Genomic DNA, 23,516 nt, shown 5'->3' on the forward strand with positions numbered 1-23,516 from the left:
TTAAATGGTACATGACGGCAGGAAGGAGGCTGTTTATGGATAAGAAAGTCACAGAAGTTGTAGAAGCATTTGCGCAGCCGATCGTTGAAGAGTTAAATCTTGAACTTGTAGATGTAGAGTATGTGAAAGAAGGACAAGACTGGTTCTTACGCGTATTCATCGATTCTGAAAAGGGAGTCGACATTGAAGAATGCGGTGCGGTAAGTGAACGTTTAAGCGAAGCTTTAGATAAAGAGGATCCAATTCCTCATCTTTACTTTTTGGATGTATCATCTCCTGGAGCGGAACGCCCATTAAAGAAAGAAAAAGACTTCCAGCAAGCGGTAGGAAAACAAGTGGCAATTAAAACATATGAGCCGATTGATGGTGAAAAGATGTTTGAAGGAAAACTGCTTTCTTACGATGGTACAACAATAACATTATTATTAACAATTAAAACACGTAAAAAAGAAATCCAAATTTCGATGGATAAAGTCGCAAATGCGCGACTTGCTGTTACGTTTTAGTTAGAAGGGGGATCTTCATGAGCACTGAGTTATTAGATGCTTTGCTCGTATTAGAATCTGAAAAAGGCATTAGCAAAGACATTATTATTGATGCGATTGAAGCAGCTTTAATCTCTGCTTATAAGCGCAATTTTAATCAAGCACAAAACGTTCGTGTGAGCTTTAACCCAGAAGTGGGAACAATTCAAGTTTTAGCACGTAAAGACGTAGTAGACAATGTGTTTGATCCACGTCTTGAAATTTCTGTAGAGGAAGCAAGACAAATTAATCCAAACTACCAAGATGGTGACGTACTAGAAATTGAAGTAACACCAAAAGACTTTGGTCGTATTGCAGCACAAACTGCAAAACAAGTTGTCACACAACGAGTGCGTGAAGCAGAGCGCGGTGTTATTTACTCTGAGTTTAGTGACCGTGAAGAAGATATTATGGTAGGTATTGTACAACGTCAAGATGCTCGTTTCATCTATGTAAGCTTAGGAAAAGTAGAAGCTTTATTACCTGTAAGTGAGCAAATGCCTAATGAGCAATACAAACCACATGATCGTATTCGCGTATTCATTACGAAAGTAGAAAAAACGACAAAAGGACCACAAATTTACGTATCACGTACACATCCTGGTCTTTTAAAACGTTTATTCGAAATGGAAGTTCCTGAAATCTATGATGGAACTGTAGAAATTCGTTCTGTAGCACGTGAAGCTGGCGATCGCTCTAAGATCTCTGTATATGCAGAGAACACTGATGTTGATCCAGTTGGTTCTTGTGTAGGACCAAAAGGGCAACGTGTACAACGCATTGTAGACGAATTAAAAGGTGAAAAAATTGACATCGTCCGCTGGTCAAATGATCCAGTTGAATATGTTGCAAATGCATTAAGCCCATCACAAGTTGTTAAAGTACTTGTAGATGAAGAAGAAAAAGCGACAACAGTAGTTGTTCCAGACCACCAGTTATCATTAGCTATCGGTAAGCGTGGACAAAATGCACGTCTTGCAGCTAAATTAACAGGCTGGAAAATTGATATTAAGAGTGAGTCTGATGCGAAACAACTTGGTATTGTAACAGAAGAAGATAGGGTAATCGCATTTGGATTCGATTCAGTGGAAGACGAAATCGAATAGAGGTGATGAGTATGAGCAATCGAAAAGTTCCGTTACGAAAATGTGTTGCAACGCAAGAAATGAAATCAAAACGAGAGCTCGTTCGCATTGTTCGTTCCAAAGAGGGAGAAGTGTCCATTGATTTAACTGGGAAAAAATCAGGACGAGGTGCTTACTTGTCGAAGGACAAGGAGAGCATTCTTCAAGCTCAAAAGAAAAATGTTTTGGAACATCATCTAAAAGCGAAAATCGACGGTTCTTTATATGAAGAGCTTCTTGAGCTTGTTGAGAAGGAGTCGAAATAAGTGTCCGATTGGAAATCGTTTTTAGGACTAGCAAACCGGGCTCGGAAAATTATTTCGGGTGAAGAACTCGTTTTAAAAGAAGTACGAAGTGGCAAAGCAAAACTTGTATTGCTATCTGAAGATGCGTCAGTAAATACTACAAAACGCATCACAGATAAAACTACGTACTACAACGTACCAATGAGAAAGGTCGAAAATCGACAACAATTAGGGCATGCGATTGGGAGAGATGAGCGAGTCGTTGTAGCTGTGTTAGATGTAGGCTTTGCGAAAAAGCTGCGTAGCATGCTCGATACAAATTACCGGGGGTGAAGGTATGAGTAAAATTCGAGTGCATGAATATGCAAAAAAACATAATATCTCAAGTAAAGATCTTATGACAAAACTAAAAGAAATGAATATCGAGGTTTCGAATCATATGACAATGTTAGACGATGAAGTAGTAAATAAATTAGATAATGAATATCAAACTGAAAAACCTTCTGTTGCAGATGAGTTTGAAGTAGAAGAAAAAGTTGTTCGCAGTAAAAAGAACAGCAATAAGAAAAAGAAAAAAGGCAAAGGAAACGAAGACAAACGTCAAGAGAACTTTGCTGGTAGACAACAAACTCAAATTGTAGAAACACCAGATAAAATTACTTTCTCTGGAAGCCTTACAGTAGGAGATCTTGCTAAAAAATTAAGCAAAGAGCCATCTGAAATTATTAAGAAGCTCTTCATGCTTGGAATTATGGCAACAATTAACCAAGACTTGGATAAAGATACAATTGAGTTAATTGCTAACGACTACGGTATTGAAGTAGAAGAAGAAGTAATTGTAAGCGAGACTGAGTTTGAAACATTCATTGATGAGCAAGATGATGAAGAGAACTTAAAAGAACGTCCAGCTGTAGTTACAATCATGGGACACGTTGACCATGGTAAAACAACATTACTGGATTCTATTCGTAACTCAAAAGTAACTGCAGGCGAAGCGGGTGGAATTACTCAGCATATCGGTGCATATCAAGTTGAAGTAAACGATAAGAAGATTACATTCTTAGATACACCTGGTCACGCAGCATTTACAACGATGCGTGCTCGTGGGGCACAAGTAACGGATATTACAATCCTTGTTGTTGCAGCGGATGACGGTGTTATGCCACAAACGGTTGAAGCAATTAACCATGCGAAGGCAGCAGGAGTACCAATTATTGTTGCTGTGAATAAAATGGATAAACCAGCTGCAAACCCTGATCGCGTAATGCAAGAACTAACTGAATATGAATTAGTTCCAGAAGCTTGGGGCGGAGATACTATTTTCGTACCAATTTCTGCAATTCAAGGCGAAGGCATTGACAACTTACTAGAAATGATCCTTCTTGTAAGTGAAGTAGAAGAATATAAAGCAAATCCAAACCGCTATGCAACTGGTACAGTAATCGAAGCACAGCTTGATAAAGGTAAAGGAACTATCGCGACATTACTTGTTCAAAATGGTACGCTTCGAGTTGGAGATCCAATCGTTGTTGGAACTTCATTCGGACGTGTTCGTGCAATGGTAAGTGATATTGGTCGTCGTGTAAAAGTTGCTGGTCCATCAACTCCTGTTGAAATTACTGGTTTAAACGAAGTACCACAGGCTGGAGATCGTTTCATGGCATTTGCTGATGAGAAGAAAGCTCGTCAAATTGGTGAATCACGTGCACAAGAAGCGTTAGTTGCACAACGTGGTGAGAAATCTAAATTAAGCCTTGAAGATTTATTCCAACAAATCCAAGAGGGCGATGTAAAAGAAATTAACTTAATCGTAAAAGCAGACGTACAAGGTTCTGTTGAAGCGATGGCAGCATCACTTCGTAAAATTGATGTTGAAGGCGTAAAAGTTAAAATCATTCACACTGGTGTAGGTGCGATTACAGAATCTGATATCATTTTAGCTTCTGCATCTAATGCAATTGTAATTGGATTTAACGTACGTCCAGATGTGAACGCGAAGCGTACAGCTGAATTAGAGAACGTTGATATTCGTTTACACCGTATTATTTATAAAGTAATCGAAGAGATTGAAGCAGCTATGCAAGGTATGCTTGATCCAGAATTCGAAGAAAAAGTAATCGGTCAAGCAGAAGTTCGTCAAACGTTTAAAGTAACAAAAGTTGGAACAATCGCAGGTTGTTACGTAACAGACGGTAAAATTACGCGTGATAGTGGCGTACGTATTATCCGTGACGGCGTAGTAATTTTCGAAGGACAACTTGATACGTTAAAACGTTTCAAAGACGACGTAAAAGAAGTTGCACAAAACTATGAGTGTGGTATTACAATTGAGAGATATAATGATCTTAAAGAAGGGGACATCATTGAAGCGTACATTATGGAAGAAGTGAAGCGATGATTATCGCTTCACTCTCATTCGAGTGTATGATTTACGATGTGCATTCTTTAAAAGAGAAACGTGCAATTTTACAACGTGTGTTAACTCGTGTAAAACAGCGCTATAATGTAGCTGTTTCTGAAGTTGGGCACCAAGATGTATGGCAACGTACAGAAATTGCAATTGTTTCCGTATCCTCAAATCGTGTTATCTGTGAGAAAGAAATGAATCGTGTACTTGAGTACATCGATTCATTTCCTGAAATTGAACGTACAATAACACATTTGGAATGGTATTGAATGAGGTGAAGAGTTATGAAATTACGTGCGAACCGTGTGGGCGAGCAAATGAAAAAAGAATTAGGCGACATTATCAGTCGTAAAATTAAAGACCCACGTATTGGATTTGTTACAGTAACTGATGTACAAGTGAGTGGTGATTTACAAATTGCTAAAGTATATATTTCTGTTTTAGGTGATGAAGAACAGAAAGAAAATACTTTAAAAGGTTTAGCGAAGGCAAAAGGCTTTATTCGTTCAGAAATTGGCCAACGTATTCGTCTTCGTAAAACACCAGAAATTACCTTTGAGTTTGATGAGTCTATCGGATATGGTCATCGAATTGATACACTTTTACATGAAATTAATAAAGACGGTAAACGTGAAGAATAATGGATAGACATTTGTCTATCCATTTTTTCAATGCAAAATAAGTTTTGGATATTTACTACGAGAGAATTATGATGAGGTGAACATATATGGAAGGTGTAGTATTATTACATAAGCCAAAAGGCATGACATCACATGATTGTGTATTTAAATTAAGAAAGATATTGCGAGAAAAGAGAATTGGTCATACGGGAACATTAGACCCTGATGTAACAGGAGTATTACCAATTTGCGTTGGAAGAGCAACGAAAATTGCACAATTTTTAACAAGTGAAACGAAAACATATGAAGGTGAAGTAACATTAGGGTTTTCAACGACAACTGAAGATGCTTCTGGTGAGGTTGTTGAAACGAAAAATGTAGATCGTACTATTACTCGTAAGGAAGTAGAGAAAGTCCTTGCGGAATTAACAGGCACGATTGAACAAATGCCACCAATGTTCTCGGCTGTAAAAGTAAACGGGAAAAAATTATACGAATATGCAAGAGCAGGGCAAGAGGTGGAACGTCCAGTTCGTACAATTACAATTCATGAATTCATATTACTTGATGATCGTGAAGTTTTTGAAGGAGAAAATATTTCATTCCGTTTCCGTGTAACGTGTAGTAAAGGAACATATGTAAGAACGTTAGCTGTAATGATCGGGGAAAAACTTGGTTTCCCATCACATATGTCGCACCTTATAAGAACGGCATCTGGTGAATTTTTATTAGAAGATTGCATATCATTTGAAGAAATTGAAGAAAACGTGCAAAATGGAACAGTAGAGTCTATCTTCATTTCAATTGATGAAGCATTAAGTAAGTTTCCAAAAATGGTTGTAGATGAAAAGCAAGCAGAGAAAATAAAGAATGGTATGTTCTTAAAAAATGAATTAGAAATAACAGCACCATTTATTACAGTGTTTGATAAAAATGATCGTTGCTTAGCAATTTATGAACATCATCCGAAACATCCTGGTATGTTAAAGCCGATGAAAGTACTTGTGAATAATCAAGAACTAAAGCTATAATGAATTATTGGAAGGATTATTACAGAAAAAGGTGAATTCAAGCGTGAAACTTATTCATTTAACTCATCCACATGAACAAAATAAATTAGAATTACCACCTACTGTAATGGCATTAGGATTTTTTGATGGCATTCATTTAGGACATCAATGTGTAATTCGAACTGCGAAAAAAATAGCGGACGACCGAGGATATAAAAGTGCAGTTATGACATTTCATCCTCATCCATCTGTTGTTTTAGGAAAAAAGGATGCGCATGTGGAGTATATTACACCGATGCGCGATAAAGAAAAAATAGTCGAAAGCTTAGGAATCGATATATTATATGTAATTAAATTTGATGAATCATTTGCAGGGTTATTACCGCAACAATTTGTAGATGATTATATTATTGGTTTAAATGTAAAGCATGTAGTAGCAGGGTTTGATTATTCATATGGACGTTTAGGAAAAGGAAAGATGGAGACTTTACCATTTCATGCAAGAGGGGAGTTTACACAGACTGTGATTGAAAAAGTTGAATTTCAAGAAGAGAAAGTAAGTTCTACAGCATTACGAAAGTTAATTCGAAATGGCGAAATGGAGCAAATTCCATCTATTTTAGGTAGAGCCTATACTGTAGCGGGAACAGTTATACACGGCGACAAACGTGGACGTCAAATTGGTTTTCCAACAGCTAATGTAGGTTTAAGTGATGAGTATTTATTGCCACCTGTAGGTGTTTATGCAGTGAGATTAAAAGTTCACGATGAATGGTACGATGGTGTATGTAATATTGGATATAAACCGACTTTTAAAGAAGATGAGCGTCAATTATCAATTGAAGTGCATTTATTTGAATTTAACAAAGATATATACGATCAAAATGTTACAGTAGAGTGGCATATGCGTATAAGAGCAGAAAAGAAATTCAACGGTATTGATGAGTTAGTTGAACAAATCGCAAAAGATAAGAAAACAGCCCAAGAATATTTTGTGAGCGAAAAGAATATACTTGCTTTTTCAAATGAAAAGTAGTATTCTATGTTATGTACTTTATGACAACCATTGCTTGGCATTGCGACTCACCGACGCTTGCTAGGTAATTGGGGGTTTAATTAATAGGAGGTGAAATAGGATGGCTTTAACACAAGAGCGTAAAAATGAAATCATTGCACAATTTAGAACTCATGAGACTGATACTGGTTCTCCAGAGGTTCAAATTGCTGTCCTAACGGAGCAAATTAACACTCTAAACGAGCACTTACGTACTCACAAGAAAGATCATCATTCACGTCGTGGTCTATTAAAGATGGTTGGTAAACGTCGTAACTTACTAACTTACCTTCGTAATAGCGATATCACACGTTACCGTGAATTAATCACAAAGCTTGGCTTACGTCGATAGTCAAAGAAGCGGGAATATTCCCGCTTTTTTGTTAGGTAAAAATATATCTTCTACGCTTTATAGCTTACTTAATTTTAGGCAATACTAGAGGTAGAATATTGTGATATACTATCCATTTACATAGAAGAATTGAATACTTTAAATTGAGAGGGGTACTTAAATGAGTCAAGAAAAGCAAGTCTTCTCGATAGATTTAGCTGGTCGCCAGCTAACAGTTGAAACTGGTCAGCTTGCAAAACAAGCGAACGGAGCAGTATTAGTAAGATATGGCGATACAGCGGTTCTATCTACAGCAACTGCATCAAAAGAAGCAAAAAATGTAGATTTCTTCCCACTTACAGTAAACTATGAAGAGCGTTTATATGCAGTCGGAAAAATTCCTGGCGGTTTCATTAAACGTGAAGGTCGTCCAAGTGAAAAAGCAATTTTGGCAAGTCGTTTAATCGACCGTCCAATCCGTCCACTTTTCGCAGATGGTTTCCGTAACGAAGTACAAGTTGTCAGCATCGTAATGAGTGTTGATCAAGATTGTTCTTCTGAAATGGCAGCTATGCTTGGTTCTTCATTAGCGTTATCGATTTCAGATATTCCATTTGAAGGTCCAATCGCGGGTGCAACAGTTGGTCGTATTAACGGCGAATTCGTTATCAACCCAACAGTAGAACAGCAAGAACAAAGTGATATTCACCTTGTTGTAGCTGGTACGAAAGATGCAATTAACATGGTTGAAGCAGGAGCAGATCAAGTGCCTGAGGAAACAATGTTAGAAGCAATTATGTTTGGTCATGACGAAATTAAACGTCTAATTGCATTCCAAGAAGAGATTGTACAAGCTGTAGGTAAAGAGAAATCAGAAGTGAAACTTTATGAAGTTGACGCTGATCTTAACCAAGCTGTACGTGAAATGGCTGAAGAAGATATGCATTCAGCAATTCAAGTACATGAGAAACATGCACGTGAAGATGCAATTAACGAAGTGAAAAAGCGTGTTATTGAGCATTACGAAGCGCAGGAAGCTGACGCTGATACATTAGGACAAGTAAATGAGATTTTATATAAAATTGTAAAAGAAGAAGTACGTCGTCTTATTACAGTTGAAAAAATCCGCCCAGATGGCCGTAAAGGTGACGAAATCCGTCCATTAGCATCAGAGGTTGGCATTTTATCTCGTACACACGGTTCTGGTTTGTTCACTCGTGGACAAACACAAGCATTAAGTATTTGTACATTAGGTGCATTAGGCGATGTGCAAATTTTAGATGGTCTTGGTGTAGAAGAATCAAAACGCTTTATGCACCATTACAATTTCCCATCATTTAGTGTTGGTGAAACTAGACCAATGCGTGGACCAGGTCGTCGTGAAATCGGTCACGGTGCACTAGGAGAACGCGCACTTGAGCCTGTAATTCCATCTGAAAAAGATTTCCCATACACAGTACGTCTTGTATCTGAAGTTTTAGAATCAAATGGTTCTACTTCACAAGCAAGTATTTGTGGTAGTACTTTAGCAATGATGGATGCTGGTGTTCCACTTAAAGCTCCAGTTGCAGGTATTGCAATGGGTCTAGTTAAAACTGGTGAGCATTACACAATTTTATCTGATATTCAAGGTATGGAAGATCATTTAGGTGATATGGACTTTAAAGTAGCAGGTACAGCACAAGGTGTAACTGCACTACAAATGGACATTAAAATCGATGGTCTATCTCGTGAGATTTTAGAAGAGGCATTACAACAAGCGAAAGTTGGTCGTGTGCACATTCTAAATCATATGTTATCTGTTATTCCAGAGCCACGCACTGAATTATCAGCGTACGCTCCAAAGATTATTACAATGACAATTAATCCAGATAAAATCCGTGACGTTATCGGACCGAGCGGTAAACAAATCAATAAAATTATTGAAGAAACTGGCGTTAAAATTGACATCGAGCAAGATGGCACAGTATTCATTTCTTCAATAAACCAAGAAATGAACGACAAAGCTAAGAAAATTATCGAAGATATCGTTCGCGAAGTACAAGTAGGTGAAATCTACGAAGGAAAAGTGAAACGTGTTGAGAAATTCGGTGCTTTCGTTGAATTATTCAGCGGTAAAGATGGATTAGTTCACATTTCTGAACTTGCACTTGAGCGTGTAGGTAAAGTAGAAGACGTTGTAAAAATCGGTGACGTAATTACGGTTAAAGTTATCGAGATTGACAAGCAAGGTCGTGTTAATCTATCTAGAAAAGTATTGCTAAAAGAAGAGCAAGAAAAAGAAGCTGCTAAAGAAGAAAACAAACAAGAGCAGCAATAAGCGAAAGCCAGTTTAACTGGCTTTTTTTGTTATGTAAAAATATGATTTATATATATTTTTATGTCAGTATAGGTATAGTTTTCATTATAACGCTCAAATTAACAAAGATAAGAAGAAAAATGTTTTTTTATATAGTTAATTTGGGAGGGTTTATATGAAAGTTCGTATATTGGCATACATATGTATATTTTCTTTATATGTCAGTTTAGGCTCTTATTCTGTTTTTGCACAGGATAACTTATATGAAGAAATTCAAAAGCATGCAAAACAATATGAGATTGCACCTCAAAATGCGATGATTGATAAGATATGGAAAGCAACACCAGGATATAATGGAAGACAAGTTGATATGGAAGCATCCTATAACAATATGAAGAAGCTAAAGGAATTTGATCAAAAACACCTTGAATTTAAGGAAGTATCACCGAGTGTCCACTTAGAAGATTTATCACCTGCTCCAATTTATAGGGGGCATCCGAATAAAAAGATGGTGGGATTAACAATAAATGTGGCATGGGGAAACGAGTATTTGCCTCGTATATTAGAAATATTGAAAAAGCATGATGTGAAGGCGACTTTCTTTTTAGAAGGACGTTGGGTGAAAGAAAATTTACGATTTGCAAAAATGATTGTCGATGCAAATCAAGAAGTCGGAAATCATTCTTATACGCACCCTAATATGAAAACGCTATCATCTGATGAAATACGAGAGCAGTTACAAAAAACAAATCGAATGATTGAAGCTGCTACGAATCAAAAGGTGAGATGGTTTGCCCCGCCGAGTGGAAGTTTTCGGGATGAAGTCGTGAAAATCGCTGATGATTTCCAAATGGGAACGATTATGTGGACTGTCGATACAATCGATTGGAAGCGACCTGAGCCAGATGTACTATTGCAGAGAGTAATGAGAAAAATACACCCAGGTGCTATCGTATTAATGCATCCTACTTCGTCAACGGCAGAAGCATTAGATACAATGATTAAAAAATTGAAGGAACAAGGATATAAAGTAGGGAATATAACAGAATTACTGGATGAAAAACGTGTGGATTAAATACATTTGCATGACATTCATCCTTAAACTTGTTATCATTAAATAATAGCACTTATTTAGAGAAACTGGCAGTAGGAGGAAAGTTTTTGATTAAAAAATATACTTGTAAAAATGGTGTAAGAATAGTTATGGAGAATATACCAACTGTAAGATCGGTTGCGATTGGTATTTGGATCCATGCGGGATCAAGAAATGAAAATGAAAAAAATAACGGGATTTCTCACTTTTTAGAGCATATGTTCTTTAAAGGGACAGAAACACGTAGTGCACGCGAAATTGCAGAATCATTTGATAGTATTGGTGGGCAAGTGAATGCTTTTACTTCAAAAGAGTACACTTGTTACTATGCAAAAGTGCTAGATGAACATGCTAAATATGCTTTAGATGTATTAGCTGACATGTTCTTTAATTCAACATTTGATGAAGAAGAATTGAAAAAAGAGAAGAATGTCGTATGTGAAGAAATTAAAATGTACGAAGATGCTCCAGACGATATTGTGCATGATATGTTAACGAAAGCAACATATGAAACGCATCCGCTTGGATATCCTATTTTAGGAACAGAAGAAACACTTGATACGTTTACAGGTGATACGCTACGCCAATATATTAAGGATCATTATACACCTGAAAATGTAGTTGTTTCAGTTGCAGGAAATATTGATGAAGCCTTCTTACAAACGGTAGAGCAATATTTCGGTAGTTATGAAGGAACAACAAACCGTGAACAAGTACATAGTCCAATTTTCCATTTTAACAAAGTAGCACGTAAAAAGGAAACAGAACAAGCTCATTTATGTTTAGGATATAAAGGCTTACAAATGGGACACGAAGATATTTATAACTTAATTGTATTAAATAACGTTTTAGGCGGTAGTATGAGTAGCCGTTTATTCCAAGAAGTACGTGAGCAACGTGGGTTAGCTTACTCAGTATTTTCTTACCATTCTTCTTATGAAGATACAGGTATGTTAACACTGTATGGTGGAACAGGTAGTCAACAATTAGATACACTGTATGAAACAATGCAAGAAACATTAGAAACATTGAAAAATACAGGTATTACAGAAAAAGAGCTTATTAATAGTAAAGAGCAATTAAAAGGAAACTTAATGTTAAGTTTAGAAAGTACGAATAGTCGTATGAGCCGTAATGGTAAAAATGAATTGCTACTTCGTAAGCATCGTTCACTTGATGAGATTATCGAAAGTGTAAACACTGTAACAAAAGAAAATGTAGATGGGTTAATTCGTAACATGTTTACAGATGAATTCTCTGCAGCATTAATTAGTCCAGATGGAAAACTTCCAAAAGGAATAAAACTATAATCAACTTTTACGATGTATCTGAAAATAACCTTCTCTCTTTTTAAATGAGAGAAGGTTATTTTTTTTATACATATAGAATAGGTACTAATTATAGACAATGCAAATGAAAAATTTAGTAGGGGAGTGGAGTGAGTATGCGATTAAGTGAATTAAGCGGTAAAGAGGTTGTAGATATAGAAAAAGCGGAAAAAATGGGAGCCTTAGGTTATATGGATTTAGAGATTAATGAGAAAGACGGACAAATACAAACACTTATAATACCTGTAGGGAAGTGGGGAGGTTTTAAAAAGGAACCACAAGAAGTAAGAGTGGCATGGAGTCAAATAAAGAAAGTCGGACACGATATGCTTCTTTGTGATAGTATAGATCGTTCAAATTCGGAGTGAAGGATGGCCATTTTGGTCATCTTTTTTTGTATCTACATAGAAACCTGATAAATCATATGTGCATTTGGATTTTCAATCACCATAAACTCGTACATTACATATGATGTGGAGGAAAAAGAAAAAGTAGGCACTTTTCTTATAAATGACAGAAAAAGAAGGTGAATTAGGGAATGTTGACTGAGATGCATATTGCTGTCATAGGAGGAGATGCAAGGCAGCTAGAAGTAATTCGTAAGCTAGTTGAATTGGATGCGAAACTTTCTTTGATAGGTTTTGATCAGTTAGATCATGGTTTCACAGGGGCAGCAAAAGAAAGTATACAAAATTTAGATTTCACTTCTGTAGACGCAATTATTTTGCCGGTTGCCGGTACAAATGCCAAAGGAGAAGTAGATACTATTTTTTCAAATGAAAAAGTTTCAATAACGAAAGAACAAATTGAAAATACACCAGAACACTTTACTATATATTCAGGTATTGGTACACCTTACTTGGAAAATCTCGTATCTACTACGAATCGAAAACTTGTTAAATTATTTGATCGTGATGATGTAGCAATATACAATTCTATTCCAACGGTAGAAGGTACATTAATGATGGTAATTCAACATACCGACTATACAATTCATGGGTCCAATGTAATGGTTCTAGGATTTGGGAGAACAGGAATGAGTGTTGCGAGAGCATTTCAATCATTAGGAGCCCATGTCAAAGTTGGAGCAAGACGATCTGAACATATTGCACGTATTACAGAAATGATGTTTTCTCCTTTTCATATGCAAGACATAGAGAAAGAAGTAGGAAATATCGATATTGTAATTAATACGATTCCGCATCTCGTTGTAACAGCGAATGTTATTGCAAAAATGCCAGCTCATACGTTAGTGATTGATTTAGCTTCTAAACCAGGCGGTACTGACTTTAGATATGCGGAAAAAAGAGGAGTCAAAGCATTGCTAGCACCTGGATTACCAGGTATTGTTGCCCCAAAAACGGCTGGGCAAATTTTAGCAAATGTTCTTTCTCAGTTATTAGCAGCAGATGCAATTGCAAAGGAGGAGGAAAAGAAATGAGTTTGAAGGGGAAACGAATTGGTTTCGGATTTACAGGTTCACATTGTACGTACGAAGAAGTAATGCCTCATTTAGAAAAATTAATTGCTGAGGGAGCAGAAGTACGTCCTGTTGTTTCTTACACTGTTCAATCAACAAATACTAGATTTGGAGAGGGAGCAGAGTGGATTAAGAAGATTGAAGAAATAACAGGTTTTAAAGCAATTAATTCAATCGTTGGTGCAGAACCACTAGGACCTAAAATTCCACTAGATTGTATGGTAATTGCACCACTAACAGGGAATTCTATGAGTAAATTTGCAAATGCAATGACAGACTCTCCAGTATTAATGGCAGCGAAAGCGACGTTAAGAAATGGCAAGCCTGTCGTATTGGCTGTTTCGACGAATGATGCTCTAGGGCTTAATGGAGTAAATCTAATTACACCAACAAGGTGACGACAAAGCATAAACGCTTATATGTCGCCATCTTGAGGGAGCTTAGGGTAAAGCACAAGTTCGAAATCATCGAGCCTTTGCCACTTTTCCTTTTTATAAACAGCCTTTTCTAAAACCGACTTTAGGAGGCTGTTTTTCTTTTTGGGATCATCTGTTTTAAAGTACAAATCAAGAACATGCTCTACTTGAGGTATTGTATCTTTCTTGACTTTTTCCTTCTTAATTTCGGTTTTAATTTCTTTCTTTAAGTTTTCCATAGTGGAAGTAATTTCAGTTATACGGTCAGAAACTACATTCGAGCGTTCTAAAAACATATCGACTGTGTAAACGCCACGTTCTAATAAATCATGTAAATTATTTTTTTGTTTTTGGACATCCACTAATTCTTTTTCAAGCTTGCGTAATGCAGCTTCATTCATTTGAATGACTTGTGTTTCTTTTAATTTGTCATCTTGCTTATGTTTTTCAAAATCAGCTTTATAATTGATGTACCATTCTTTTAATGCCTCGAGTAAACGCTTCTCAATTAATTCAGTATAACTTGATTTGTTTTCACAGCCACGGTGTTTACAATCCATCGTTTCTTTTCGGTTCTTCGGATAACGTTGGACCATGCTATAACCACATTTACTACATTTAATAATGCCAGCTAGAGGATTTTTAATTCCATTCGTATTGTAAGGAACGTGATATCTTGAGTTTAATTTCTCTTGTACTTGTTCAAATAAACTTTCTGGTATGATTGGCTCATGTTTGCCATCAGCAATAATCCAATCTGATTTATCTTGACGAGCACAACTTCTTTTTACGGCATCAGGCTGTTTTACTTCTTTTCTCTTTTGCCAAGTCACTTTTCCGATGTACACATTGTTTTTTAATATATCCAAGATGCTGTAGGGGTTCCATTCATTCCCTAACTTACTTTTGTAACCAAGATCATTTAACTTGCTTCGGATTGCGTTAGCGCCCATATCCTCATTTGCATACCAATCAAATATCATCCTTACAACAGAAGCTTCTTCTGAATTAATCGTTAAAGTACGCTCTCGCTTATTTAAACGATGTATATCATATCCGAATGGTGCATGTGTACCAAGGTAATTCCCAGCCTCTACACTAGCGACACGACCTCGTTGCATACGTCGTGTAATAATCTTTAACTCCTTACGAGCCATAAACGCTTCAAATTCGCTATATTCTTCATCCCACTCATCATTAAGGTCATAAGTCTTCCTAGGTGTCATAATCTTCGTATTCGAGCGTTTAAACGTCTCTAAAATGATTCCTTGCTCTTTCATACCACCACGACCTAAACGGTCCATATCCATACAAAGAACAACATCATATTTATTATCTTCAATCTCTTCAAGCAGCGCTAACATCTCAGGGCGTTTCACTAAGCTCTCACCAGAAACGATTTCCTCACGAACAGATAAAACATTTAAGTTCATTTCCTTGGCAATTTTCAGCAGGGTAGTGCGGTGCTTAGCTAATGTTTCTCCTTCGCCGCGCGCTTCAGCTTCGAGATCTGCACGGGATTTTCTTAGGTAGATTGCTGTTTTCATAAATATAACCCCTTTCATATCATGTATTATATTATATAAAATTATTATAATAGTAAGAGAAGTTTCATAATAAATGGTTGTTTCTTTAATGTGTCCCTCAAGAAAACTTATTATTGTTTTTTTATGTGAAATAATGCAGGGAAAATGTTTTTTTTGATTAAGATTAATTATATAATCGTATAATGTCTTACTGAATGAACATATGTTAGAATTGAAAAGGAACACTAGTAATGGAGTGATTTAATATGCTTACGGATTTTGATATTAGAACAAAGTTAATAGAAAGACTTCACAAAGATAATTCTAATAAAGAATACCGTATTATAGAAGAACTTAGTATTTGTGATGGTGTAGCGCGAGCTGATGTAGTTGTTGCAAATGGAACCCTGGCTGGATATGAAATTAAAAGTGACCATGATACACTAGAGCGTTTACCTAACCAAGTAGATTGTTATGATAAGACGTTTGACAAATGTACAATAATTGTGGGAGAAAAGTTTGCTGACAGAATTCAGGAATATGTACCAGACCACTGGGGAATAGAAGTAGCTTACATCAATAGATTTGGAAATATTTCAATTAAAAGAATTAGAACAAGTAGAATCAATAAAAATGTAATGGGAGATACCCTTTTAGACCTACTTTGGAATCCAGAAATTAAATCTTTTTTGAAAGATAATAAAGTACGTGGATATTCTAATAAAGACAAGGCAGGTCTAAAAGAGTTAACAATGAATTTCATTCCCTTTAAGGTTTTAAAGGATTATACCAGAGAAACTTTAAAAACTAGGACTGGTTGGAGAGAAGATCTGCTATGAATGTTATATGATGATTCGTAGCAATTGCTCTCCAAGTAGTAAAATTACCAGGTTTGTTGGATATACTGTGAGCCTTTTCGTATATTTCATTATCTCCCCAAGAGTAATCTCTTCCCATATAGTATTGAGAAGAGATAAGTTGCTGACAAGCATCTTGTATCTTCTCAATCTTTAATCCACCTTTTTTATTAGTATCCCCTTTATAAATTACATAATAATCTTCGGTTGTATACCTAATATTAAAAGATGGCTGGATTCCTGGTTTGTATTCAAAGTAGGTCCAATGATTAACTGCATAATCGGAATAAATTACATTAACCCCGTTATTATTGAAATGGGGTTTAATTTTTTGGAAAAGTTTATTTTCTAATCTGTTAAGTATTGTGATTTCGTATCTGTCAACTTTCTGCAATGAATCGGGAAACGAATTACTTGCAAATATAACATGTTGAAATTCACTGATATTACTAATTAAATTAATTGCCCCATTAATTAAGAAAGATACTTCGTTGATTTTTGAAGATTCCACATGTTGAACGTCAATAATTAATGAAGTTCGTGAAAGTTCAACCTTCTCTAAAAGGTCTTGGTAGTTACTTTCAAAATCATCATCTAATATTTCTTCAATGTATAAACGTAATGCGATTCCATTTTTGCATGTTGAGAAAATTTTACTGATTTTTTCATTACTGTCCGAGAGCTTGATAACTGGTATCACCTGATGATTATCGCATTTTGCAAGCAATTTAAAATAATCATCATCTAACAAATCGTCATGCTCAAATGAGACATCGAACATAAAAGGACGATCTTTCCAAAAATCACTAATTCCTGAAAAATTTCCTCTTCCAATTACATCAGGTGTTAATTCAAGAAGTGGTACGATGTTATCTTTAACCTCGTTTTCTAACATGAACAGTGCATCTTTTTCTCCTTGCTTACATTTCAAAATAGGAACATATAGCATTTAAAGTTACTCCCCTCATTATTAAGTTTGTTATTGAGCCGTTAAAAGAATATTTTGTACGATTTTCCTATGTATAGTTTAATAATCTCGTACTCGTTTTATAACATCACCACCTTTCAGGTTACATAGAAATTCTAACTGAAATTGGATTATCTTTGTTTTAAGGAAACGATGGTGTTCCAAAGTATGCTAAATGTTTTGAAAGTCGCGTTATAATTCTCACGATATATGACCCTTTTTTTTACATCTTCCTTTAGTAGAATTATAGAAAAATTAAGTTCGGGCGTATTCTCACCTTCAGTGAGTCGGGGGTGGCTGTATAATAGTATTTCTTTTCGATTTATGCTTTTGATGATATATAATTTTCCGTGCGTTTCATGTTTAATAAAATAAGCATAATTTCCGAGATAGTCTGGAAGAAGGAAATGATAGATTATGTAAGTAATAAAAAATGAGAAAGGAAAACAGGCGATAAGAAATCCAGCTAAAACTTCCCAATTAATTGTCTCAGGTAGCACAAAAAGCGGTCTAAGAATCGGTGATAATGGAAAAACTAGTAAAATTGATATGATTGTTATATGTGAGAAACGTATAAGGATATTTTTTTCCATAGAAAAAAATATCTTCTCTACATTTGAGGTGAATAGTAAATTAATTCCTTTAAGTATAATTAAGGAAGTGGAAATTATTATTGTAATATACGGAATAGGCAATTCGTTAAGTAGAGTTTGTATGTCCTTCATATTTAGTGGTTCTCCTTTATGATTATAAATTCTTGTTTACAAACTAATATGTTTTTAGACAAGCAAATCCACCAGGAACCCCATAAATCTCCGCAACTTCTTGAAGAGATAAATGAGTATCTTCATAAGCAGAAATCATTTCATCAGTAAGTAATAACTCTACTGCAAAAGTATTTGCTTCAATCTCTAGTCGATCTACAGAAAACAGAGTTTTATTTCTTAAAAATGGAGTATTTGCTTTAGGATGTAATAAAGCGTGCCCTAGTTCATGAGCACAAACAAAGCGTTGAGTAATTTCATCTATTCTATTATTGATATGTATGAATTTAATGCGTTTATATGTGTTGTAAAAACCAAGAGTATTCCCAAGGTCTTCAAACAACACTATAATATTTTTTCGTTTTGCAATTTCAAATGGATTTGTTGTTGTGTGCTTTTCTACAATTTTGCGTGTGTATTCTTTAATGTCCATTTTTCGCTCCATTCATTATTTCTTATACTTGTCTGGAGTGAATTTTTGCTTGGCAAGTTGTTTTGCCATGCGCATAGAATTTTCAAGAGAGATACGAATCATTTCCTTTGTATGTTCATCGATAGGTTCACCATCGAACATAAGGGCATCCTCACTGTTTTCTAAATCCTCTAAAGTCTTTTCTAAGTCACGTGCAATATCGCGTTCTTCTTTAATTGATAAATTAGATGAATTATTAGATACCATTTCTTTTGTTTGTGTTCTATCTAGCAAATAATCTGTTGATACTTCAAAAAAGTCTGCGATTTTCTTTAAAGTATCATAATCTGGTTCACGCTGACCTTGCTCATAATTAGCTAATTTTCCTCTTGAAAAGCCCAAACGATCAGCAAGTTCATATTGACTTAATTTTTGCTTTTTCCTAAGTTCCGAAATCTTTTTTCCAAGCATAAATTCTTCCTTCTTTCTTTACTAAATAAGAATAGGTGCTTTTTTCTTAATTATAGAAACGTTTAGTTTCTAAATCCATAAAAGAAACAAAAAGTTTCTAATAAATATTGACAGAAACGATTTGTTTCTTTATATTATAGAGTATAAGGAAACAAAATGTTTCTTTAGGGGGTGAAATAGTGGATAAAAAAAGAAATAAGATGATTGAGTTTAGAAATGGTCAATCAAGGTTAGTTGTAGCAAGGAAGCTAGAGATCACTCCTCAAATGCTAGGAGCAATCGAGCGTGGTGATAGGACACCTTCATTAGAATTAGCCAAAAGAATAGCTGATTTTTATAAAACCACAATTGATTATCTTTTTTTTAATTAAAAAGGAAACAAAACGTTTCCTCGGGGGTGAGAAAATGCCATCAACTAACATGGCAGTACCAACAGAGCCGTCGCATAAACATATAAAAAGCACTTCAAGAGGTGACACCATGAGCCAACAAGAAGAATATGCGGCGACTTATGAATTTGGAAAAACGAAAGTCCATGTTGTGGCTCCTGAGCCAAAATCACAAAAGGATATTGATAAAATCCGTCAAGCATATTACAAGGCTGGTTGGGCCATCATCAAAGAGATACAAGTAAAAGCAAACGTTGAGGAATAGTTCCTCTCTTTTTATACGAAAAGTAGACAAGTTACATATGTGCTAAGTTCATTGTAACCATTTGAAAACTAAATATGGAGGCGAACAGATATGGGAACAAGCATATACTGCAATTCATCGATAGGAGAATTATTACAGAATGCTAGAGAATGTTGTGACAATGTTCAGCTGAAAACAAAGAAAGGGTTATCTAAGTACCTTGGTATTACACATGAACGATTAACCCGTATTGAATCTGGACTTTCTAAACCAGAATTTGAACTTGCGATGGATTGGTGCCATGCAACAGGAGCAAAGTTAAATCAACAAGCGATTAAACATATTTATGGTGTTGGGTTACCACCTACAGATCCACGTTTAACTCAAGATGTAAATCTACAATTGATGAACTACATTAAACAAGCTGAAGAGGGAATTGCGGCAGCGAAAGAAATTATGAACTTACAAGTTACAACAAGGTCATGGAAGCATGATGAAAAGAAGAAACATGAATACGCAGTTCATGCAAAAGAAATATTCGATACAATCCAAGCTACTCAATGTGTAGTCCAAGCTCTTGAACAAGTTCATTTTGGCATTATGGAACAAATACAAAGAAGTTGGTTGCAAAAGGCTATGGCGGAGAACGTTATTATTCAATCGGTGGATAGCTTAATGAATTTAACAAAGGTGCTTTGAGGGAGGAAGGAAAATGACAGTAGATTATAAGAAACCGAGTCTAAAAGAATATAAGGAATTAATTCGCTATGATGCAAAACTAACTGGTGAAATTAAAATAGCAGAATTACTCAATGAGGATTCAAAAACAGTTGAGTTAAAGCAAGAGAAGAAATTATTGGGGATTCGAATCAAGATTATCGAAGCATCATTTATTTTGAAACATAAATGGGCAAAAGAAAAAGCTACCGCCTAGACAACAGTAGCTCTGAAAAATATCCTAAAGCAATTATAACATTATATAAATCATTTGGACAAGCCACTGTGCTTGTCGTTATGACCAGAAAGTGATTGTTCCTCCCATACCCCTACAATGTTCCTTTCTGGTTGTAACGATGCGTACAGCATTAATTTAATTAGAAAGGAGATGTAATTCATGAATGATAAAAACAATTGTCTTCATGATCTAGTTCTTCCAGGAGATTTTTCATTTGCGAATAAACTTCGTAACTGTATGAGTGAATGTATTTATAACATGTTTAATGCAGAATCAACCGAAGAATCAAATCACTGGGAAGAAGAGCTGGAGCGATGTATAAGGGAATTTAAAATGCTTCGTGATACAAAAGAGGAACATGAGGCATCGTTGAGTTATCGCGTAGTGATTAAAGATTTAAGAGCAAGAGGAGTTAACGTTTCGTTAGTAACACGGAGAAAATAAAAAGATCTATCACTTGGCAGAGTGATAGACAAACGGTCTTGCAAAAGATCTTAGGATTAATTATATCAAATTAGCATTCGTATAACAACGGAGTGTGCTACATGCTTTTAGACAAATCGTTACATAGAGTGTTGCTGAACCCTAAAGTGTTTCAACAAGCAACATCAGAGCAACACCTAATTTACTTAGTAAAACAATATCTCAAAATAGAATACAAGAATTATCGCTTATTACGTGTAGAGGACGGATTCGCGATATGTAAACGGAAGGATGAATAATATGGCAGTTTATAGACCAGTACACGTTTCATTTTGGCAGGATTCATTTGTTTTAGATCTTACACCAGAGGAGAAGTATTTCTACTTATATTTGATGACAAACAGTAAGACGTCTCAATCAGGAATCTATGAGCTTCCACTTCGTATCATTGAAACTGATACAGGATATAATCGTGAAACTGTTATGAAGCTATTAGAACGTTTTGCTGAGTACGGAAAAATTAATTACAACCAAAAAACAAAAGAGCTGTTCTTAATCAACTGGTTAAAATTCAATCCAATTAAAAATGTAAACATTGAAAAGTGTGTCTTAAAAGAGATTCAATCTGTGAAGGACCAGGATTTTTTAGTTGATTTCTATGAAACTTGCTTGCAATTAGAACGAGAACAAGATTTTAAAATCCCTCGTATTAAGGAGTATTTATCAGTCCGTTTGGAGGGGCTTATAAGGGGCTTCCAAGACCCTAGCAAGGAAGAAGAAAAAGAAAAAGAAGAAGAAAAAGAACAACAACAACAACAAGAAGAACGCGCAGGCGCGGAAGAAGTTGTTGAGGTTAATCCAATTTCTTTTTACGAACAAAACTTCGGATTCATTACACCTTTTATCGCAGATGGTATTTATGCTTGGATAGATGATTTAAATGCAGAGCTAGTTATTAAGGCTATGGAGATTGCTTTAGAGAAGAATACGAGAAATATGTCTTACGTAAATACGATTTTAAGAGATTGGCATCTTAAAGGATTTAAAACAGTAGCTGATGTTGAGGCAGCTGATAAAGCATTTCGTGCTCAGCGATTACCAAAAGCTCAGCAACAAACACAAGCACCTTATCAACAAAAAGGCTTATCGGAAACTACTAAAAACGTAATACAGCAGCAACAAGCATGGGAGCAGAACATTCCAACAGAAGAAGAACTTGCAGTACTTAACCAACAGAATGCGTGGTTGGCTAAATGAGTAACGATATGATTCGTAATGTTGAAGCTGAACAAAGTGTTTTAGGTAGCATAATCCAAGAAGGCGATTTAATTAAAGATTGTCAGCTAAAGGTAAAACAGTTTTCTTTACCAACGCACCAAGTGATTTTCAGGGCAATGAGAGAATTAGAGGATGCTGAGGTTCCCATAGATCTTGTTGCTCTCATTGGAAAATTCGATGAAAGCTTTATGCATCAAATTGGCGGAATTGAATTCTTTGTAAACTTAACAGAAGTTGTTACGACTACTAAAAATTTCTCGTATCACGAAGGCTTAGTTATCGAAGCTTGGAAAATGCAACATGCTCAGGAGGTTGCTGGTAATTTATATAACCGCCTTCAGCAAGATAGGGATATGAGTGCTATTAGTACATCAATTGATGAATTAACTGCCATTGAAGAAACGGGTTACTCAGATGAATTTAACTTGAAAGATACGCTTGTTGATTTGTATAAGAACATGCAAATTGATGTAGGAGATTTAACCGGTATACCAACTGGTTATGATGACCTGAACAGAATGACAGCAGGGTTACAAGAAGGTGATTTAATTATTGTTGGGGCCCGACCTTCAATGGGGAAAACAGCATTCGTATTAAACGTTGCTTTTCATGCAGCAAGCGCTAATACAGCAACAGGAATCTTCTCGCTCGAGATGGGGGAGGAACAGCTACTTAAGAGGATGATTTCAAGTACTGGAAATATTGACGCTACGAAATTAAAGAATCCTAAGAAGCTATGTAATTTAAAGGATTGGGAAAAAATTAGTCAAGCGATGGGATTAATTAATGATTTGCCATTAGAAATTTACGATAAAGCAAATGTAACGATGCAAGAGATTTATGCAAAGGCTAGGAAATTAAAGCGTAAGTATCCTGATAAAAAGGTTTTAATTGCAATTGATTACTTGCAGCTTATTGTAGGGGATCCAAAGCATAGAGGGAACCGCATGCAAGAAATCGGTGAGATTAGTCGTAAGTTAAAACTGATGGCAAGAGAGCTAAATGTATGTGTAGTTGCATTATCACAGTTAAGTCGTGCTGTAGAAAGTAGACAAGATAAGAGACCATTGTTATCAGATTTACGTGAGAATGGTCAAATTGAGCAAGATGCGGATTTAATAGCATTCTTATACCGTGAGGATTACTATGACCGCGAGACAGAAAATAAAAACATAACGGAAATTATTTTAGCGAAACAGCGAAATGGTCCAGTTGGTGTTGTTGAACTAGCATTCATTAAAGAATTTAGTAAGTTTGTAAATTTAGAGAGAAAGTTCAATCATCGACAGGAGGCTTAAT

The 23,516-nt window shown here is 35.6% G+C and carries 27 protein-coding genes and 1 pseudogene; 24 read left to right on the forward strand and 4 right to left on the reverse strand.

Features of this window, described 5'->3' with window-relative positions:
- Positions 1-35 precede the first annotated feature (35 nt).
- The 16 genes and pseudogenes from rimP to dpaB all read left to right on the forward strand — a co-directional run.
- Positions 36-506, forward strand: a complete 471-nt coding sequence (rimP, locus tag EBQ15_RS20395) for a ribosome maturation factor RimP (RefSeq protein WP_000359096.1) — start codon at positions 36-38, stop codon at positions 504-506.
- A gap of 17 nt (positions 507-523) precedes the next feature.
- Complete coding sequence (gene nusA / locus EBQ15_RS20400; protein WP_000102603.1) at positions 524-1,630, forward strand: transcription termination factor NusA; 1,107 nt, start codon at positions 524-526, stop codon at positions 1,628-1,630.
- A gap of 11 nt (positions 1,631-1,641) precedes the next feature.
- On the forward strand, positions 1,642-1,914 hold the full coding sequence (gene rnpM / locus EBQ15_RS20405) for an RNase P modulator RnpM (protein ID WP_000071127.1): 273 nt from the start codon (positions 1,642-1,644) through the stop codon (positions 1,912-1,914).
- On the forward strand, positions 1,915-2,226 hold the full coding sequence (locus tag EBQ15_RS20410; RefSeq protein WP_001286524.1) for a YlxQ family RNA-binding protein: 312 nt from the start codon (positions 1,915-1,917) through the stop codon (positions 2,224-2,226). It abuts the gene before it with no gap.
- Between the two features lie 4 nt (positions 2,227-2,230).
- Entirely contained in the window at positions 2,231-4,291 is a 2,061-nt protein-coding gene (gene infB / locus EBQ15_RS20415; RefSeq protein WP_000036343.1) for a translation initiation factor IF-2, read from the forward strand.
- A complete protein-coding gene (locus tag EBQ15_RS20420) occupies positions 4,288-4,569 on the forward strand; it encodes a DUF503 domain-containing protein (RefSeq protein ID WP_000582363.1) in 282 nt (93 codons plus the stop codon). The genes infB and EBQ15_RS20420 overlap by 4 nt, the downstream gene beginning before the upstream one ends.
- A gap of 15 nt (positions 4,570-4,584) precedes the next feature.
- Complete coding sequence (rbfA, locus tag EBQ15_RS20425) at positions 4,585-4,941, forward strand: 30S ribosome-binding factor RbfA (protein ID WP_000776437.1); 357 nt, start codon at positions 4,585-4,587, stop codon at positions 4,939-4,941.
- An 86-nt stretch (positions 4,942-5,027) separates the two neighbouring features.
- Positions 5,028-5,951, forward strand: a complete 924-nt coding sequence (truB, locus tag EBQ15_RS20430) for a tRNA pseudouridine(55) synthase TruB (RefSeq protein WP_000399348.1) — start codon at positions 5,028-5,030, stop codon at positions 5,949-5,951.
- Positions 5,952-5,994: 43 nt separating this feature from the next.
- Positions 5,995-6,966: a bifunctional riboflavin kinase/FAD synthetase gene (gene ribF, locus EBQ15_RS20435; protein WP_000766702.1), complete on the forward strand. Its 972-nt coding sequence runs from the start codon at positions 5,995-5,997 to the stop codon at positions 6,964-6,966.
- 100 nt (positions 6,967-7,066) lie between these two features.
- The gene (gene rpsO, locus EBQ15_RS20440; protein WP_001229392.1) at positions 7,067-7,336 is read left to right on the forward strand and encodes a 30S ribosomal protein S15; all 270 of its coding nucleotides are present in this window, start codon (positions 7,067-7,069) and stop codon (positions 7,334-7,336) included.
- Between the two features lie 160 nt (positions 7,337-7,496).
- Positions 7,497-9,635, forward strand: a complete 2,139-nt coding sequence (gene pnp / locus EBQ15_RS20445) for a polyribonucleotide nucleotidyltransferase (protein WP_000076737.1) — start codon at positions 7,497-7,499, stop codon at positions 9,633-9,635.
- Positions 9,636-9,789: 154 nt separating this feature from the next.
- Positions 9,790-10,689 carry a polysaccharide deacetylase family protein gene (locus tag EBQ15_RS20450; protein WP_000868232.1) on the forward strand — a complete coding sequence of 300 codons (900 nt, stop codon included), beginning with the start codon at positions 9,790-9,792 and terminating at the stop codon, positions 10,687-10,689.
- A gap of 86 nt (positions 10,690-10,775) precedes the next feature.
- On the forward strand, positions 10,776-12,017 hold the full coding sequence (locus EBQ15_RS20455) for a M16 family metallopeptidase (protein ID WP_000592989.1): 1,242 nt from the start codon (positions 10,776-10,778) through the stop codon (positions 12,015-12,017).
- A 134-nt stretch (positions 12,018-12,151) separates the two neighbouring features.
- A complete protein-coding gene (locus EBQ15_RS20460) occupies positions 12,152-12,403 on the forward strand; it encodes a YlmC/YmxH family sporulation protein (protein WP_001239756.1) in 252 nt (83 codons plus the stop codon).
- A 170-nt stretch (positions 12,404-12,573) separates the two neighbouring features.
- Positions 12,574-13,476 carry a dipicolinic acid synthetase subunit A gene (gene dpaA, locus EBQ15_RS20465; RefSeq protein ID WP_000954735.1) on the forward strand — a complete coding sequence of 301 codons (903 nt, stop codon included), beginning with the start codon at positions 12,574-12,576 and terminating at the stop codon, positions 13,474-13,476.
- Positions 13,473-13,898, forward strand: a pseudogene (dpaB, locus tag EBQ15_RS20470) (dipicolinate synthase subunit B); the annotation flags it as partial. The gene dpaA and the pseudogene dpaB, both read left to right, overlap by 4 nt.
- Before the next feature lie 32 nt (positions 13,899-13,930).
- On the opposite strand, the gene EBQ15_RS20475 reads toward dpaB, so the two are convergent.
- On the reverse strand, positions 13,931-15,478 hold the full coding sequence (locus EBQ15_RS20475; RefSeq protein ID WP_000844789.1) for a recombinase family protein: 1,548 nt from the start codon (positions 15,476-15,478) through the stop codon (positions 13,931-13,933).
- Positions 15,479-15,723: 245 nt separating this feature from the next.
- Here EBQ15_RS20475 and EBQ15_RS20480 point away from each other — a divergent pair, with 245 nt between their 5' ends.
- The gene (locus tag EBQ15_RS20480) at positions 15,724-16,296 is read left to right on the forward strand and encodes a sce7726 family protein (RefSeq protein ID WP_000954482.1); all 573 of its coding nucleotides are present in this window, start codon (positions 15,724-15,726) and stop codon (positions 16,294-16,296) included.
- Here EBQ15_RS20480 and EBQ15_RS20485 read toward each other — a convergent pair.
- From EBQ15_RS20485 to EBQ15_RS20495, 3 genes are all read right to left on the reverse strand, one after another.
- The gene (locus tag EBQ15_RS20485; protein WP_000967623.1) at positions 16,265-17,263 is read right to left on the reverse strand and encodes a beta family protein; all 999 of its coding nucleotides are present in this window, start codon (positions 17,261-17,263) and stop codon (positions 16,265-16,267) included. The genes EBQ15_RS20480 and EBQ15_RS20485 overlap by 32 nt on opposite strands.
- Positions 17,264-18,049: 786 nt before the next feature.
- Positions 18,050-18,478, reverse strand: a complete 429-nt coding sequence (locus EBQ15_RS20490; protein WP_000351737.1) for an ImmA/IrrE family metallo-endopeptidase — start codon at positions 18,476-18,478, stop codon at positions 18,050-18,052.
- 15 nt (positions 18,479-18,493) lie between these two features.
- Positions 18,494-18,928: a helix-turn-helix domain-containing protein gene (locus EBQ15_RS20495; protein ID WP_000900760.1), complete on the reverse strand. Its 435-nt coding sequence runs from the start codon at positions 18,926-18,928 to the stop codon at positions 18,494-18,496.
- A gap of 179 nt (positions 18,929-19,107) precedes the next feature.
- Here EBQ15_RS20495 and EBQ15_RS20500 point away from each other — a divergent pair, with 179 nt between their 5' ends.
- The 7 genes from EBQ15_RS20500 to dnaB all read left to right on the forward strand — a co-directional run bounded on the left by EBQ15_RS20500 (position 19,108) and on the right by dnaB (position 23,515).
- Positions 19,108-19,299, forward strand: a complete 192-nt coding sequence (locus EBQ15_RS20500; RefSeq protein ID WP_000358950.1) for a helix-turn-helix transcriptional regulator — start codon at positions 19,108-19,110, stop codon at positions 19,297-19,299.
- A 34-nt stretch (positions 19,300-19,333) separates the two neighbouring features.
- Positions 19,334-19,582, forward strand: coding sequence for a hypothetical protein (locus EBQ15_RS20505; RefSeq protein ID WP_001141266.1), 249 nt, complete (start codon positions 19,334-19,336; stop codon positions 19,580-19,582).
- 90 nt (positions 19,583-19,672) lie between these two features.
- Positions 19,673-20,260 (forward strand): hypothetical protein, encoded by a 588-nt coding sequence (locus tag EBQ15_RS20510; RefSeq protein WP_000537283.1) that lies wholly within the window; start codon positions 19,673-19,675, stop codon positions 20,258-20,260.
- Between the two features lie 13 nt (positions 20,261-20,273).
- The gene (locus tag EBQ15_RS20515) at positions 20,274-20,495 is read left to right on the forward strand and encodes a hypothetical protein (protein ID WP_000215310.1); all 222 of its coding nucleotides are present in this window, start codon (positions 20,274-20,276) and stop codon (positions 20,493-20,495) included.
- A 180-nt stretch (positions 20,496-20,675) separates the two neighbouring features.
- Positions 20,676-20,960: a hypothetical protein gene (locus EBQ15_RS20520; RefSeq protein WP_000998366.1), complete on the forward strand. Its 285-nt coding sequence runs from the start codon at positions 20,676-20,678 to the stop codon at positions 20,958-20,960.
- Positions 20,961-21,239: 279 nt separating this feature from the next.
- A complete protein-coding gene (locus tag EBQ15_RS20525; RefSeq protein ID WP_000312142.1) occupies positions 21,240-22,196 on the forward strand; it encodes a DnaD domain-containing protein in 957 nt (318 codons plus the stop codon).
- Positions 22,193-23,515, forward strand: a complete 1,323-nt coding sequence (dnaB, locus tag EBQ15_RS20530; RefSeq protein ID WP_000063909.1) for a replicative DNA helicase — start codon at positions 22,193-22,195, stop codon at positions 23,513-23,515. The genes EBQ15_RS20525 and dnaB overlap by 4 nt, the downstream gene beginning before the upstream one ends.
- The last annotated feature ends 1 nt before the right edge of the window (position 23,516 follow it).

The sequence above is a fragment of the Bacillus sp. 2D03 genome (genome assembly GCF_003946765.1).
GTDB lineage: Bacteria > Bacillota > Bacilli > Bacillales > Bacillaceae_G > Bacillus_A > Bacillus_A cereus.